The sequence below is a fragment of the Chryseobacterium sp. AC405b genome, assembly GCF_979258685.1.
Map to the genome: position 1 here is coordinate 2,421,600 of NZ_OZ409877.1, position 15,806 is coordinate 2,437,405.

The following is a 15,806-nucleotide window of genomic DNA, read 5'->3' on the forward strand; positions in this document are numbered from 1 at the left end:
AATAACTAAAGTATGAGAATATTAATCATAGGTGAAGGTGGAAGAGAATCTGCATTAGCAGCGAAACTTCATAAAGACAACAGAGTTACCAAAATGTTTTTTGCTAACGGAAACGCATCTACAGATTCATTCGGGCAGAATGTTCATTTATCAGAGATTAAAGAATTAAGAGATTTCGCCATAAAAGAAAAAGTAGATCTTACGATTGTAGGTCCTGAAGCTCCTTTAGTAGCTGGTTTAAAGGATGAATTTAAGAAACACGATCTTAAAGTTTTCGGTCCGAACCAAAAAGTGGCAAGTCTGGAAGGAAGTAAAGCGTTTTCTAAGAAGTTTATGCAGACCTATGATATCAAAACAGCGAAAGCAGTAGTTTTTGATTCTTATAACGAAGCGAAAGCTTACGTACAGACCCAGGATTATCCTTTAGTGATTAAAGCAAGTGGTTTAGCAGGCGGAAAAGGAGTTGTTATTTGTGATACTAAAGAAGAAGCTGAAGCTACAATCCACGATTTTATGATCAGAAGAATTCATGGTGATGCAGGTATTCGTTTGGTTATCGAAGAATTTTTACAAGGTTTTGAAGCATCAATTATTGCTTTCTCAAACGGTGACAAAATATTCCCTTGCATTGCTGCAAAAGATTATAAAAAAGCTGGAAACGGTGACAAAGGACCAAACACTGGCGGAATGGGTTCGGTAGCACCAAGCCCGGAATTTACAGCAGTACATACAGCTGATTTTGAAAAAAATATTTTAGAACCTACTCTTAAAGGTCTTAAGGCAGAAGGTTTCAGTTTTAAAGGAATCATTTTCTTCGGATTGATGGTGACTAAAAACGGTACTTACCTGTTAGAATACAACATGAGATTCGGAGATCCTGAAACTCAGGTTTTAATGGCATTGATGGAAAACAATATTCTGGATGTGATCAATGACTGTATGGACGGCAAAGAATTGAATCTTAAATTTAAAGACGAAAAAGCTGTTTGTCTGGTAATGTGTTCAGGAGGTTACCCTGGAAATATCGAAACAGGATTTGAAATTACCGGAATTGAAAAAGCTAAGCACAGTCAGATATTATGTGCAGGAGCTGTTAAGAAAGGTGACAAAATAGTTTCTAACGGAGGACGGGTGATGAATATAGTTGCAACCGGCGCTACCTATGACGAGGCAAGAAAGAAAGTATATGAAGATGCACTTCACGTTCATTTCGATTACAGTTTCTACAGAGAAGACATCGGGAAATTTTAATAAAAATCACAAAAAAGATTTGGAAATTCTCCAAGTCTTTTTTTGTAAAGATTTCATCAATAAGAGCGGGCTTCAGCCGGTTTAAAAAAGTTTAAAGATAGAATTGGCTTTAGCCAAAACTTATATTAGATTTCATTAAAAATATTTGAGTTTAGTTTTATATTGACACAATGTTTTAACAACCAAAAATTAACTCATAATTTATAACTCATAATTCATCATTTAAAAAATGCACAACGGTATTATCATATTAGATTTCGGATCTCAATACAACCAGCTTATCGGAAGAAGAATCCGTGAGATGGGTGTATATTCTGAAATTTTACCATTCAATACGCCATTATCAACAATTTTAGAAAAACAGCCAAAAGGAATTATTCTTTCAGGTGAACCAAGCTCTGTGAATGCAGAAAATGCCCATTTGGTTGAAAAAGAATTGTACGAACAGGGAATTCCGGTTTTAGGAATTTGCTACGGAATGCAGTTAACCGCACATCTTTTAGGCGGAAAAGTAAATAAAGGTGAAAAAGGTGAGTATGGAAAAGCTCATCTGGATATTATCAAAGAATCTTCTCTGTTAAAAGGAGTGACGCAAAATTCAGTAGTATGGATGAGCCACTTTGACGAAGTAGGAAAATTGCCTGTAGGTTTTGAACTAAATGCAAAATCTGGTGTAATCGCTTCGATTTCTAATGAAGACAAAAAAATCTATTGCGTACAGTTTCATCCTGAAGTTTCTCACACAGAAGAAGGCGGAAAAATGCTGGAGAATTTTGTGTTCTCAATCTGTGATGCAGAAAAAAACTGGAAGCTGACCAATTATATCGAAAAAACAGTAGCAGAAATCAAAGAAAGAGTAGGTGACAATAAAGTGATTCTTGGTCTTTCAGGAGGAGTAGATTCTTCGGTAGCTGCCGTTTTGATTCATAAAGCAATCGGTGATCAGCTGCAGTGCATCTTCGTAGACACAGGATTGTTGAGAAAAGACGAAGACGTAAAAGTAATGGAAAATTATGGAGAACATTTCCATATGAACATCAAATTGGTTGATGCTAAAGAAAGATTTTTATCAAAATTAGCAGGAATCAACGATCCAGAGCAAAAAAGAAAAATCATCGGAAACGAATTTATTCATGTTTTTGATGAAGAGTCTCATAAAATTGAAGGGGCAAAATTCTTAGCTCAGGGAACCATTTATCCGGATGTGATCGAAAGTCAGTCTGTAAACGGACCTTCAGCGGTAATCAAATCTCATCACAATGTTGGCGGACTTCCCGAAGAAATGGAATTTGAACTTCTTGAGCCATTAAGAGAATTGTTCAAAGACGAAGTAAGAAAAGTGGGTGAAGAATTGGGTATTCCTCATCATTTGGTGCACAGACATCCGTTTCCTGGTCCAGGTTTGGGAATCAGAATTTTGGGAGAGGTTGATGCTGAAAAAGTAAAAATCCTTCAGGAAGCTGATGATATTTTCATCGAAGAATTATACAAAAATGATTTGTATGAGAAAGTTTCTCAGGCATTTGTAGTTCTTCTCCCCGTAAAATCTGTCGGAGTTATGGGTGACGAAAGAACGTATGAATACACAGCAGTAGTTCGTTCTGCCAACACCATCGACTTTATGACGGCAACCTGGAGCAGACTTCCGTATGATTTTTTAGATACCGTTTCTAGCAGAATTATTAACGAAGTAAGAGGAATCAACAGAGTAGCTTACGATATTTCAAGCAAACCACCTGCAACGATTGAGTGGGAATAATCTTGATTTAAAATTGAATATAAACCAGCTTTTCGAGGCTGGTTTTTTTTGTTACTGATTTTTAATATTATTTTCTACATTTGTTCAATGAAGATAGCGTACCTCGGTCCACAGGCAAGTTTCACTCAATTGGCAACATCTCAGATTTTTCCTAATGAAGAGTTAATTCCTCAATCGAGTATTTTAGATTGTTTCAATGCCGTGAAAAATAATGAAGTAGATAAGGCAGTCGTTCCTTTAGAAAATTCTATTGAAGGCACGGTTTCAATGACGCTCGATTATCTCTATGATTTTGATGTATTTATTGAAACTGAACTCGTAATGCCAATTGCACATCACCTGATGATTCATCCGGATAATGAAACATTTGAAAAGATAATATCACATCCGCAGGCTTTAGCGCAGACTTTTCATTTCAGATATGACCATGATAAAAATATTCAGTCACAGGATTACAGTTCAACAGCCGCAGCCGCAAAATTAGTTTCTGAAAATCCAAGTGAAAAATGGGCGGCAGTTGCCAACCGATATTCAGCAAAGTTGTATGGTTTAAAAATCATTCATGAAAATATTCAGGATTTTGAACAGAATCACACCAAGTTTATCGTGATTTCAAAAAAGAAAGAAAGTGTAAAACTTAATTTGCCACAAATTTCTGAAAAAACATCTCTTATCATTACACTTCCCGAAGATCATGCAGGAGGTCTTCATCAGGTACTTTCCGTTTTTGCCTGGAGAAGAATGAATCTCTCAAAAATTGAAAGCCGAACCTTGAAAACCGGTTTGGGAAATTACTTTTTCTTTATTAATGTCGCCAGTGAATGGCATAATGTACTGTCTCAAAATGCCATCGACGAGATTATTGCTTTAGGCTGTAATGTGAAGTTTTTAGGACATTATGATGAATATGTTTTTTATGAATAATTTCTTATGAAAATTGTTTTAATGTGTACAATTATTCTTATTTTTAAATAACAAAATTCACACACATGATGATTAAAGAAAAACAGAAAAGTTTCATTAATGAAGATTTCAAATATTTTGCAAAGCTTTTCGGAAGTGCAACCCTGAGCTTTTTAAAAATAAATTTGATCGCACAATTCTCCATTGCAATTCTCTGTGTGGCGACAATAATTATCATGATCCGACAGACCTATTCAAATGGCAGCGGATCCCTTCATTCAGATGGCGAAGCTGCCATTGTTGTACTTTTCATTCAACGACCATTTGCTTTTGGTTTGACGGTATTAAGTATGATGGCCAGTCCGTTTTTACTATTTTCAATGGGAAATAAATACGTCATGTTTAAAACGATCAACCGTCTGATTTCTGATAAAGGCGAAAATTTGTTGTTTCCTATTATTGATAAAATACTTTTAAAAGTAAGAGAGCATCAACCGGAATTGTTCAGACAAGGTGTAGACAAAACTAAGTTACAGTTGAGAATTTTGCAGGAAATAAGAGATTCAAAACAAAATAAATGGCTGAAGAAAATCATCACTTTTGGTTTTAAAAAAATTGACCTGAACGAAATTGATTTCAAAGACGAAAACGTAAATTTTACTGAAATTATTAAAGTGAAAATCATCGATCAGCTGAAAAATATTTCTGAACCTAGCAAATTGTTCTTCTGGGTAATTTTGGGATTTAATATTTTATTATTGGTCTTGACAGGTTTTAAAGTGATATAAAAATATCTGGATAATTCCAGTGTACTTTTCAATAGGAATAATTTTTGACGTTACTTTGCAATTCAATTCATCCTCAAAATTATGTTTGACAAACAGCAGCGAAAGCTGAAAAGATCTGCCCGGCTCATATCCGTTTTAAGCAAATACGGATTTAAAGATATGATTGCCAGAATGGGCAAAAAACCGGAAGAAAGTTCTACTCAATCTGATGAAATTATTTCAAAAGGAACCGTTTACGAAAGAATTCGATTGGTTTTGGAAGAATTGGGACCTACGTTTGTGAAACTCGGACAGACATTCAGCAATCGTGAAGATCTGCTTCCACCGGAATTAATTCAGGAGCTACAAAAACTTCAGGATCGGGTAGAAGTAATCGATATGAATGTTAAAGAAATTCTTGAAAATGAATTTAATATTTCAATTCAAGACTGTTTTTCTGAAATTATTACCAAACCTTTAGCAACAGCTTCGATTGCACAGGTGTACAGAGCCACTTTAATTTCTGGTGAAGAAGTTATTTTGAAAATAAAAAAGCCTGATGTTCTCAGTGTGATTGAAGATGATTTGCTTCTCATTAAAGATTTGATAAAACTCATTTCAACCTATTCTGAAATTGGTTCGAAACTTAACTTAAAACAAGCCATCACAACTTTTGAAAAGTCTTTATTAGAAGAAGTTTCATTAGTGAATGAAAGAAATAATATCAAACAATTCGCTCTAAATTTTAAGAACAATAAAGAAACTTATGTTCCGGTCATTTATGATGAGTTTTCCAACAATAATGTTCTTTGCATGGAATTTATTGACGGGATTAAAGTTACTGACAAAGATGAATTATTAAAACATAACATCGATCCGGTTGTTGTTTCCGAAGAAGGTTTAAGACTTTTTGTTTCCCAAATTTTAGATTACGGTTTTTTCCACGCAGATCCGCACGCCGGAAATATTCTGGTAAAGAGAGATGGAAAAGTTGTTTTTATTGATTTTGGTGCAGTGGGAAAAATTCAGCCTAACGATAAAGAAATTCTTGAAAGTTTAATCGTTGCTTTTGTGGCAAAAAATTCCAATAAAATAGTTCGTTACCTCAAGAAGATGGCAGTCAGCTACGAAATTCCTGATGAAAAGAGATTTGAAAATGATGTGCAGGAAGTTGTAAGTTTTGTTCACAGTACTTCCTTAAAAGATATTGATCCGCAGGTCATTATGAATAAAATGAAAGATGTTTTGAAAGAAAACAGATTGTACATGCCGGATTATTTTTATCTTTTATTCAAAGGAATTGGTTTGATAGAAGGTGTTGGAAGAACCATCAATCCTGATCTTGATATTGTAAAAAGTCTTCATCCTTACACCAAAAAAATACTGAAGAAAAAAATCAGTCCAAAAAAACTTCTCCAGTCAGGTATGGACAAAATGATGAATTTCACCGATAACTTAGATGAAATTCCAAAAAAACTCCGTTCTGTTTTGCAGAAATTGGACGATGATAAATTTACCATTTCCAGCGAAATTAAAAATATTGAAAAAACCAATCAGCTGATCAAATCAAGCATTGTCAATTTAATCTTAGCAATGATTTTAGGCGCAAATATTATCGCTACAGCAATCGTTTTTGTTTCAGAATCAGGACCCAGAATTGGAGAAATGTCTCTGATTGCGGTTTTAGGATTTATATTTTCTGTTTTTCTGATAGTTGTTCTTTTATTGAGAATTACAAGGAAATAGTTTTGTGCAGATAGTAAGATTAAATAGCTATTCAATGTGTCATTCTTAAGGAATCTTCACATAGCTGAAATATTTTTCTAGACTCCTTGGAATGAGAAATATTCTTATTTAAATTCGATTGAAGGAGCATCAAATATCAATTTTTCAACCATAAAAGTCAATCCAATTAATTGCCTATCTTTGCAAAATGGAAAAACTCACTTTTGCAGACTTTGACCTTCCGGTAAAAGTTCTTGATGTTTTAGCAGATTTAAATTTATTTGAGCCTACTCCAATTCAGGAGAAAAGTATCGGACCTATCCTGTCCGGAAGAGATGTGATGGGAATTGCACAAACGGGAACAGGTAAAACCTTAGCTTATCTTTTGCCGGTTTTGAAGACCTGGAAATACAATAAAACAGGAAATCCTACAGTTGTTGTTTTGGTTCCAACAAGAGAATTGGTGGTTCAGGTAACAGAAATCGTAGAAAAACTGACAGAAAACATCACTGCAAGAGTAATCGGAATTTATGGTGGAAAAAATATCAATACGCAAAAGCTTTTATTTAATGACGGTTGCGATATTTTGGTAGGAACTCCGGGTAGAATTATGGATTTAGCCATTGATAATGCAATCTCGTTAAGAGAAGTTCAGAAGTTAATCATTGATGAGTTTGACGAAATGCTGAACCTGGGTTTCAGACCACAGTTGACGCACATTTTTGAGATGATGAGAGAAAAAAGACAGAATATTCTTTTTTCTGCAACCATGACAGAAGCGGTAGACGAAATGTTGGATCAGTATTTTGCAGGACCAATAGAAATTTCGTTAGCAAAATCTGGAACGCCGCTTGAGAAAATTGATCAGACGGCTTACAAAGTTGAGAACTTTAATACAAAAATCAATTTGCTTGAACATTTGTTGAAAAACAATGAAGATATGTCTAAAGTTTTGATTTTCACAAACAATAAGAAGAACGCAGATTTATTGCTTACCAAAATAGATGAGCTTTTCCCGGAAGAATTTGATGTAATTCACTCCAACAAATCTCAAAACTACAGATTGAAAGCCATGAAAAGCTTTGAAAAAGAAGAAATCAGAGGTTTGATCACGACTGACGTTATGGCGAGAGGTTTGGATATTTCAAACATTACACATGTAATCAATTTCGAAACTCCGGAAGTTCCTGAACAGTACATTCACAGAATAGGTAGAACAGGTAGAGCAGATAAAGACGGTAAAGCCATCACATTTGTTGCTAAAAAAGAAGAAACTTTGGTACTTGATATTGAATTATTGATGGATAAAGAATTAAGATACATCGATTTTCCTGCTGAAGTTAAGATCAATCCTAAAAAGATTGCCTCTGAAGAAGATGTAATTCTGATGAAGAATCCTGCACAAGCCAAATTATACGATGGTGGAGGAGCATTTCACGAAAAGAAAGATAAAAACAAAAAGGAAAACTGGGGCGGACCGTCAAAAAGAAAAGAACCTAAAAAATTCGGAGCCAACAGATCACAACAGAAAGCAATCTCTAAATCAAAGAGAAAGAAATAAAAATAAAAGCGATTTCAAATTTTGGAATCGCTTTTTGTTTTTAATCATTTTTAAAAATATAATTCATCATCACTTTGAATGAAATCGTGAGAAATCAGGATGGATTGAGGATTCCCAATAATCATCAAAATGTATAGGATTAAATTTTGAAATACAATCTACAAAATAACCCGAAACTCTTGCTCGTAATTTAATTTTATAGTTTTATTTCATATAAGGTTTCATCACCTTTGCCCAAAGCTGATAACCTTTTGGAGTCATATGCAGCATATCTTCCACAAAAAGATCTTTCCTTACCTTTCCACTGGCATCATTCATTACTTTTGTGATGTCTATAAAATCTGCATTTTTTTCCTCTTTCATAAATTGGGCAATCTTTTTGTTTGCTTCTTTCATCTGCGGCCAAAGGCTTTCTCGACTGGGAGAATATTTTATTGAAACAAAATCAATCTGAATTTGAGGAAATTTTGCTCTTATCTTGGTGTAAAAGGTTTTAAATCTGTCAACGGCAACATCAGCTTTCAATTTAGCATCATCAGCAAAATCATTTTCGCCACAATAGATGATAATTTGTTTTGGCTGATAGGGATTTAATAAATCTTCGGAATAATAACTCAAATCTGTCAACCGTGATCCTCCAAACCCTCTGTTAATAATTGTTTTTCCCGGAAAATACTCTGAAACGTCTTGCCATTTTGTGAAAGAAGAACTTCCAATTAATAGAATGGCGTTTTTTAGAGGTGTATATTCTGAATTTAATGTATTGAAATCCTGAATTTCCTGCCAGAACATTGGTTTTTTTTCTTGTGAAAAAATAATAGTAAATGTAAGCAATAAAAATGCTGAGAAAATCTTCTTCATTGTTTTGTTAATTTTATTCTGGGAAATAAATAGAATAAAAAAACTCCCGAAATGTTCGGGAGTCTGTTAATTTATCTGACGTAATTTAAATACGTAAAATCAATGACCTGATCTCCGTCTTGGTCAATATTGTCAAACATTGTCATAAATCGCATTTCTGTACTGCTCAGGATAATAACTTTATACATTCTTGGCAAATCATTGTCATACTGAATGATTAGTTCTTTCTTTTCTGAATCGTAAGAATATTTACCTTCTGTTTTGCTGCTTGTACAGCTTGCTCCTATACCGGTAACTGCAGTGTATGCAGCATAATAATCGATTCTGAATTCGGTGATGCTTTTTGCACTGCATCCTGTAGGAACATCAGTAGAAATTACAGTTTTGTTGTCTGCACCGGAAATTACTTCCTGTTTTGTCATCTTCCATTCACCTTTTAGCATATCCAATTCATAGTTTTGAATATCATCATCTTCACAAGAACTCAGCGCCAAGGCCGAAAAGGCAAATAAAAGCAAATATTTTTTCATTTTCACAAATTTAATAATATGCTAAAATATAAATAAATTTGAAATATTTATAATGAAATAAAGGTTTTTTAAACTAATGTTTGTAAAAAAGATAATTCTTGAGCATGAAGGATGAAATCAGCAGTTATTGATCTTAACAAATTTCAAAGACTTTGAGCTCTCAACTATATCATTCTACTTAATAACTCATTTCTACAATCTTGTAGACATCTTGAGGTGTAAGATTTTTATATTCGCCCAAACCTAGCCAATTTCTTTCTTTAAAGGTCTTTTCAATACGTTCTGCCGTATTTTGGTAATCTTCTGTATAATCTGAAAGTTTTGTTTGAATTCCTAAACTATGGAAAAATTCTTCCATCTTTTTGATGGCTGCTTCTGCTTTTTCTTCTAAGGTTCCTTCAGTAATTTTCCATACTCTTTCTGCATATTGAGCCAGCTTCTCTTTTTTAGTTTCAAAATTATAACGGTAATGAGAAGGCGCAATCACAGCTAGTGTTCTTGCATGATCGATTCCGTAGTAAGCAGTAAGCTCATGTCCCATAGCGTGAACTGCCCAATCGGTCATTACACCTTTTTGTATTAAGCCATTTAAAGCCATGGTGCAACACCACATGAAGTTTCCGGCAGCATTATAATCAAAATTGTCAGCCATTACTTTAGGTGCTGTTTCTTGTAAACTGATCAAAATGCTTTCTGCAATTCTTTCCTGCAGATCAGCTGAAGATGGAGATGTCATGTATTGTTCTAAAACATGCGTGTAAGCATCGGCAATTCCGTTTGCGATTTGTTTTTTTGGAATTGATTGTATGACTTCAGGATCTAAAACCGAAAACTGAGGAAACAAGCCGGGACCTCCGGATGATAATTTTTCTTTGGTCTCTCTTCTTGAGATCACGTATCCCGAATTCATTTCTGAGCCGGTTGCAGGTAAGGTGAGGATAGTTCCGAAAGGCATTCCTTCACCTTCTAAAGTTCTCACCGGTTTTGTCAAAATTTCCCAGGCTTCACCATCGTAATTGGCTGCCGCTGATAAAAATTTCACACCATCAATTACAGAACCACCTCCTACGGCGAGTAAATAGGTAATGTTGTTTTCTTTGATCAATTGTAAAGCTTTTACTAAAACTTCATACTCAGGATTGGCAGGAACTCCACCAAACTCTTCAACATAATGGTTTTTTAAGGCATCTTTTACCTGATCATAAACGCCATTGGTTTTGATGCTTCCGCCACCATAAACCATCAACACTTTTGCATCTTGCGGCACTTCTTTTGAAATTTTAGCGATCTCGCCTTTACCGAAAAGTATTTTAGTTGGATTTTTTAACTCGAAATTAAGCATTGTTCTGAATTTATTTAAAGCCAAATTTACGGATTGATTGACGATATTTTAATGCTTAGAATTTTAAAGTTTGTATGATTGAATTTTATGAAAACTATTGTGTTTTTCAGAGATTAAAAATTATTATTTTTTCTCTGAAGAAAAATATGTCTCTCTCTCACTTTAATTTCGTCATTTATTCTTTTCAGTTTGAGCAGGGCAAAAATGAAGAAAGGAATGTAAACGATTGGAAGAAATGTGTAGATTGTAAAACTTTCTGTCATCGTAAAATATACAGCAACTCCTGTAAGAATAAGGAGTATTACTGTATGAATGATCATTCGGGTATTATATTTTTTCTTATTGACTTTAAGCTCTTCAAGACTTTGATCTGAAAGTATTTTCTTTTGCATTCTTAAAAATTATTAAGAAACAGTAAACAAATATTGTGCTATTCTCTTTAACAATTCCCTATGTGTAGATTATTTTAATCTCTAATTTTTTTTTAAATATCTTATAATAAACGTTTTAATCTATAGATAAATTCAAATAAAAGTAATTATTTATGATATAAATCATTTATTGTTGATTTCTAACTCAGTTTTAATATGATGAATATGAACAATCATGATATAATATTGAAATTGATTTTCTCTCTTACAAAATATTTCAGTTTTTCTCAAATCGTAAGATATTATGATGATTGTAATCGATTGTATTGATATTTTTTTTGTTAAAATCAGGATAATTTAAAGTTAATTTATCCAAAATACATTTAAAATCTATTACATTTGTTATATGAGACACGACCAGCGCGCAGAAAAATTCAGGCAGATTGTAGAGAATAAATTTCAGATCTACAACTCATTATTTATGAGCCTGCCTTATGACAAAATGACCAATATCGGGATGTTACTTCCATTTCTTTATGAAGAAAGCAAAGAAGGTTATCAGGCAGGGAAAACGCCGGAAGATATTGTAGAAGAATTCTTTACCAATCATACCGATTTAAAAACCGAGGAACAAAAACTGGAGTTGCTGTTTAAAATTATTCAGTATATTGAAAGACAGGTGGTTTTGTTTGATAGTATTGAAGATGCTGCTTTTCCAAATTTGCATTCTGAAAGCGACAGCGGAACAGTTACCAATCTTTTTGAACGCTCTTTACAGGATCATAAACTGGAGAAAGTACGGGAAAAATTGAGAGATTTTACGGTGAAAGTAGTTTTTACAGCTCACCCTACACAGTTTTACCCAAGTTCTGTACAGAGAATTTTACATGATTTGAGAAAATCAATCACCGATGATTCAATTACCAATATTGATATGCTTTTGCAGCAATTAGGTAAAACACCTTTTGTAAACAAAGAAAAGCCAACGCCGATTGATGAAGCCTTGAGCATCATTCATTATCTGAGATATGTATATTATGATAGCATTGGCGAACTGTTTACAACAATCAAAAAGACTTTTGGTAACGGACATTTTCATTTGCATGAAGATTTGATTCAGCTTGGGTTTTGGCCGGGTGGAGACAGAGACGGAAATCCTTTTGTAACAGCTGATGTAACAAAAAGAGTTTCTGAAGAACTGCGTTCTGCTATTTTAAAATCGTACTACGGAAATTTAAAAGATGTAAGAAGAAGATTGAGTTTCAGAGGAGTTTCAGAAGTTTTGGGATTGTTGAGCGCCGAATTGTACACTGCGATTTTTAGAAATGAAAGAATTACCGCTGAAGATATTCTCAAAAGATTACATGAAGCTGAAAAAATATTGGTTGAACAACACAATTCTCTGTTTCTTGATCAGCTTGAAAATTTCAAAGACCGTGTGAAGATCTTCGGAACTCACTTTGCGACTTTAGATATAAGACAGGACAGCAGAATTCATCAGCAGGTAATTGATGATGTTTATCAATCTAAATTCGGTGAATCTGCAGTGAGTAACGAAGAGAAATTTAATCAATTAATTCAGGTTTCGGAAAAAATAAATTCCGATGATTTTGATGATATTGTGAAAGATACTTTAATCAATGTCGCACAGATAAAAGATATTCAGTTTGCCAACGGAAACCGGGGGATGAACCGATATATTATTTCTAATTCTGATGCCGTGAAAGATGTTATGAATGTTTATGCGTTTTTCAAAATTTCAGGATATAACGATGATGAAATCAATATGGATATTGTTCCGCTTTTTGAAACCATGGAAGGTCTTGATAATGCAGAAAGTGTGATGACCGAATTGTACCAAAACCCAACATATCAAAAGCATCTTGAAAGACGAGGAAATCAACAGACGATCATGCTTGGCTTTTCAGACGGAACCAAAGACGGAGGTTATCTTAAGGCGAACTGGGAAATTTATAAAGCAAAGGAAGTTCTCACCAAATTATCAGAACAAAACGGAATAAAGGTTGTCTTTTTTGACGGTAGAGGCGGGTCCTCCTGCGAGAGGTGGCGGGAAAACACATGATTTCTATGCTTCTCAAGGGAAAACAATTGCCAATAATAAAATTGAGCTAACGATTCAGGGGCAGACAATCACCAGCATTTTTGGAAATAAAGAACAGGCAAAATACAATTTTGAACAATTACTGACTGCCGGAATTGAAAATGATGTGTTTAAAAATTCAAAAAAAGATTTAACGGAAAAAGAAAGAGCATTAATCCTTGAATTAGCAAATATCAGTTATAAAAAATATTCAGATCTAAAAGCGCACCCGATGTTTGTGCCCTATCTACAGGAAATGAGTACACTTGAATATTACGGGAAAACCAATATTGGAAGCCGACCGTCTAAACGGGGTGGCGGAAATGAGTTGAAGTTTGAAGATTTGAGAGCAATACCATTTGTGGGATCCTGGTCTCAGTTAAAACAAAATGTTCCGGGGTTCTTTGGTTTTGGTTTTGCGATGCAACAATTAAAAGAAGAGGGCAGATTTGATGAAGTGAGAGAATTATACAGAGGTTCAGATTTCTTTAAAACTTTAGTTTTAAACTCGATGATGAGTATGAATAAATCTTATTTCCCATTGACGTATTACATCAAAAACAACCCTAAATTTGGTGAATTCTGGAATGTGCTATTCAGCGAGTATAATCTTTCAAAAGATATTATGCTTGAATTAACAGGATTTAAAATGCTTCAGGAAGAAGATCCTTTATCAAGAAAATCAGTTAAAATTCGGGAGAAAATTGTACTTCCTTTGTTGAGTATTCAGCAATATGCTTTAATGAAAATTCAGAAAGGGGAAGGTAATAAAGAGGCTTATGAAAAACTGGTGACAAGGTCACTTTTTGGGAATATTAATGCGAGCAGGAATTCGGCATAAGTGATTCACTTTTTAGATAAATAAAGCCTTCTGATTGGAAGGCTTTATTTGTAATTTTATCTCGTTTATTCTTTCAAAAATTTCTCATAATAAACCTTATCCTTAACCTGAATTTTCAAGTAATATGTTCCCTTTGCAAAATCCTGAACATTAATTGATTTTTTATCTGATTTTAAAATAAACCTTCCAAGATTGTCATAAATTTCAAGAGAGGAAACATCACCTTCAGTAGCAATGTTTAAAATAGAGTGCACGGGATTTGGAAAGATGGCAATTTTTTCTCTTTTTACTAATTCAGAAGTATTCAGAACGGAATTGTATAAGTTCCCAAAATTTAAAATTCCATAACCCATTTGATCGGTATGAGTCGGGAACAGAGAAGCAGTCTGTCTTAATTGCATTCTCATCGTATTTCTGTTCATCGCGGGGAACGCCTGAATTAAACATGCAACTCCGCCTGCAGCAATAGGAGTGGCGATGGAAGTTCCTGAAACAGATGTTGTTGAATTATTATTTACCGTTGCGGCTGCTGTTCCTCTTGCACTTGCATCTGGTTTAATAATTCCGGCAGAATTGGGTCCGTATGATGAAAACCCTGATGAAAATCCTGCAGAATCTACAGAACCAATAGTGAAAACCTGTGCGTTATCACCTGGAGTAGTAATGTAATGCCATGATTCTTCTCCTGAGTTCCCGGCAGCGATTAAAACAAAAATTCCTTTGCTTACGGCAATTTGGCTTGCTCTTGCAATGAAAGAAGTCGTTCCGTTCATTTGAGCATACGTATAACTGTATTTGGGATCGTCAAAAATGTTGTAGCCTAAAGATGTAGTTATAACGTCCACACCTTTTCTGTCAGCTTCTTCTGCAGCTTCAATCCAATACAATTCTTCTTCAGGGATTTCTATCGTCGCATTTTCACTTCGATACAAATAAAAATCCGCATCCGGAGCAGAACCAACAAAACTGTTTTGAATATATCCGCCAATCGCTCCTAAAACAACAGTGCCATGATTATTCAGGGATGGCTCATAAATATTTGTGTTCTTCATGACAAAATCGTAACCGCCTTTAATCTTATTATTCGTCCATAATCTTGAAAATGCGGAACCTGTATTGACAGTCGGAAAACCGGTATCAATCACAGCGATTGTCACGCCTGTTCCTGTATAACCGGCAAGATGAAGCGGTCTTAAGTTAATTTGGTCAATTTGTGCAGAACCAGAACCGTAATCAAATGTTGTTAAAATCTTTTGGCTTTGTTCAAAACTTTCCCATTTATTAAATTTTTGGGTCTTTAAAACTAAAGAAGAATTTTTAGCGAAACTTTCTACAGACTGTACGAATGGCTGTGCCTTTATCAAATTAACCTGAGTCTGGTTGGCCATTACGGCAACTCCGTTCAGCCATTTCGAATAATCGGTAACAGTTAATCCTAAATTCTGAATGTTTTGTATAAATGCCTGTTCGATGGGGGCATCCTGATCGTTCAGAGGAATTCCTAATGCGGTTCTTCTGTTGAGTGCTTTCTGTGTTAATTCTGATAACGGATTGGCATAGAATGCGGCTTTATTGGGCTTGTCATTAAAATAGATAAAAACCAGTTCGCTCTGTGCTGAACTTAAGCTGTAACCTATTAAAAAACAAAATAGTAAAAGTTTTTTCATCTCTTTATTTTGTATAAAGATAAAACAAAATTCAATAAAATTTTCGGTAGGATTTTAAATTCCTTATTTTTACGGAAATATTTGTCTGTGAAATTGCGACACTGAATCAGTTTAATTATCATTAAAA

General features: G+C 34.3%; 11 protein-coding genes and 1 pseudogene. 7 read left to right on the forward strand and 5 right to left on the reverse strand.

Going from position 1 to position 15,806, the window contains the following annotated elements:
* The first annotated feature begins 12 nt into the window (after positions 1–12).
* From purD to ACZZZA_RS11610, 6 genes are all read left to right on the forward strand, one after another.
* Entirely contained in the window at positions 13–1,251 is a 1,239-nt protein-coding gene (gene purD, locus ACZZZA_RS11585; protein WP_463431904.1) for a phosphoribosylamine--glycine ligase, read from the forward strand.
* A 229-nt stretch (positions 1,252–1,480) separates the two neighbouring features.
* Positions 1,481–3,010: a glutamine-hydrolyzing GMP synthase gene (guaA, locus tag ACZZZA_RS11590; protein WP_463431906.1), complete on the forward strand. Its 1,530-nt coding sequence runs from the start codon at positions 1,481–1,483 to the stop codon at positions 3,008–3,010.
* An 87-nt stretch (positions 3,011–3,097) separates the two neighbouring features.
* Positions 3,098–3,934, forward strand: a complete 837-nt coding sequence (pheA, locus tag ACZZZA_RS11595; RefSeq protein ID WP_463431908.1) for a prephenate dehydratase — start codon at positions 3,098–3,100, stop codon at positions 3,932–3,934.
* Between the two features lie 65 nt (positions 3,935–3,999).
* Positions 4,000–4,701 (forward strand): hypothetical protein, encoded by a 702-nt coding sequence (locus tag ACZZZA_RS11600; protein WP_463431910.1) that lies wholly within the window; start codon positions 4,000–4,002, stop codon positions 4,699–4,701.
* 81 nt (positions 4,702–4,782) lie between these two features.
* Positions 4,783–6,426 (forward strand): ABC1 kinase family protein, encoded by a 1,644-nt coding sequence (locus tag ACZZZA_RS11605; RefSeq protein ID WP_463431912.1) that lies wholly within the window; start codon positions 4,783–4,785, stop codon positions 6,424–6,426.
* A gap of 187 nt (positions 6,427–6,613) precedes the next feature.
* Positions 6,614–7,966: a DEAD/DEAH box helicase gene (locus ACZZZA_RS11610; protein ID WP_463431914.1), complete on the forward strand. Its 1,353-nt coding sequence runs from the start codon at positions 6,614–6,616 to the stop codon at positions 7,964–7,966.
* A 204-nt stretch (positions 7,967–8,170) separates the two neighbouring features.
* Here the strand turns inward: ACZZZA_RS11610 and ACZZZA_RS11615 are convergent, their stop codons facing one another.
* The 4 genes from ACZZZA_RS11615 to ACZZZA_RS11630 form a co-directional block, all read right to left on the reverse strand.
* On the reverse strand, positions 8,171–8,827 hold the full coding sequence (locus ACZZZA_RS11615; RefSeq protein ID WP_463431916.1) for a GDSL-type esterase/lipase family protein: 657 nt from the start codon (positions 8,825–8,827) through the stop codon (positions 8,171–8,173).
* A 71-nt stretch (positions 8,828–8,898) separates the two neighbouring features.
* Positions 8,899–9,357, reverse strand: a complete 459-nt coding sequence (locus ACZZZA_RS11620) for a lipocalin-like domain-containing protein (RefSeq protein WP_463431918.1) — start codon at positions 9,355–9,357, stop codon at positions 8,899–8,901.
* Positions 9,358–9,535: 178 nt separating this feature from the next.
* Positions 9,536–10,699 carry an iron-containing alcohol dehydrogenase gene (locus ACZZZA_RS11625; RefSeq protein ID WP_463431920.1) on the reverse strand — a complete coding sequence of 388 codons (1,164 nt, stop codon included), beginning with the start codon at positions 10,697–10,699 and terminating at the stop codon, positions 9,536–9,538.
* A gap of 113 nt (positions 10,700–10,812) precedes the next feature.
* The gene (locus ACZZZA_RS11630; protein WP_463431922.1) at positions 10,813–11,091 is read right to left on the reverse strand and encodes a hypothetical protein; all 279 of its coding nucleotides are present in this window, start codon (positions 11,089–11,091) and stop codon (positions 10,813–10,815) included.
* Between the two features lie 385 nt (positions 11,092–11,476).
* Between ACZZZA_RS11630 and ACZZZA_RS11635 the strand changes: the two are divergent.
* Positions 11,477–14,012: pseudogene (locus tag ACZZZA_RS11635) on the forward strand (phosphoenolpyruvate carboxylase).
* Between the two features lie 65 nt (positions 14,013–14,077).
* Here ACZZZA_RS11635 and ACZZZA_RS11640 read toward each other — a convergent pair.
* Entirely contained in the window at positions 14,078–15,679 is a 1,602-nt protein-coding gene (locus ACZZZA_RS11640; RefSeq protein WP_463431924.1) for a S8 family peptidase, read from the reverse strand.
* Positions 15,680–15,806: the final 127 nt, after the last annotated feature.

Coding starts and splice junctions, on each gene's coding strand:
- guaA (WP_463431906.1), top strand. CDS start 1,481: ATGCACAACGGTATTATCATATTAGATTTCGGATCTCAATACAACCAG.
- ACZZZA_RS11600 (WP_463431910.1), top strand. CDS start 4,000: ATGATGATTAAAGAAAAACAGAAAAGTTTCATTAATGAAGATTTCAAA.
- ACZZZA_RS11615 (WP_463431916.1), bottom strand. CDS start 8,827: ATGAAGAAGATTTTCTCAGCATTTTTATTGCTTACATTTACTATTATT.
- pheA (WP_463431908.1), top strand. CDS start 3,098: ATGAAGATAGCGTACCTCGGTCCACAGGCAAGTTTCACTCAATTGGCA.
- ACZZZA_RS11625 (WP_463431920.1), bottom strand. CDS start 10,699: ATGCTTAATTTCGAGTTAAAAAATCCAACTAAAATACTTTTCGGTAAA.
- ACZZZA_RS11630 (WP_463431922.1), bottom strand. CDS start 11,091: ATGCAAAAGAAAATACTTTCAGATCAAAGTCTTGAAGAGCTTAAAGTC.
- ACZZZA_RS11620 (WP_463431918.1), bottom strand. CDS start 9,357: ATGAAAAAATATTTGCTTTTATTTGCCTTTTCGGCCTTGGCGCTGAGT.
- ACZZZA_RS11610 (WP_463431914.1), top strand. CDS start 6,614: ATGGAAAAACTCACTTTTGCAGACTTTGACCTTCCGGTAAAAGTTCTT.
- purD (WP_463431904.1), top strand. CDS start 13: ATGAGAATATTAATCATAGGTGAAGGTGGAAGAGAATCTGCATTAGCA.
- ACZZZA_RS11605 (WP_463431912.1), top strand. CDS start 4,783: ATGTTTGACAAACAGCAGCGAAAGCTGAAAAGATCTGCCCGGCTCATA.
- ACZZZA_RS11640 (WP_463431924.1), bottom strand. CDS start 15,679: ATGAAAAAACTTTTACTATTTTGTTTTTTAATAGGTTACAGCTTAAGT.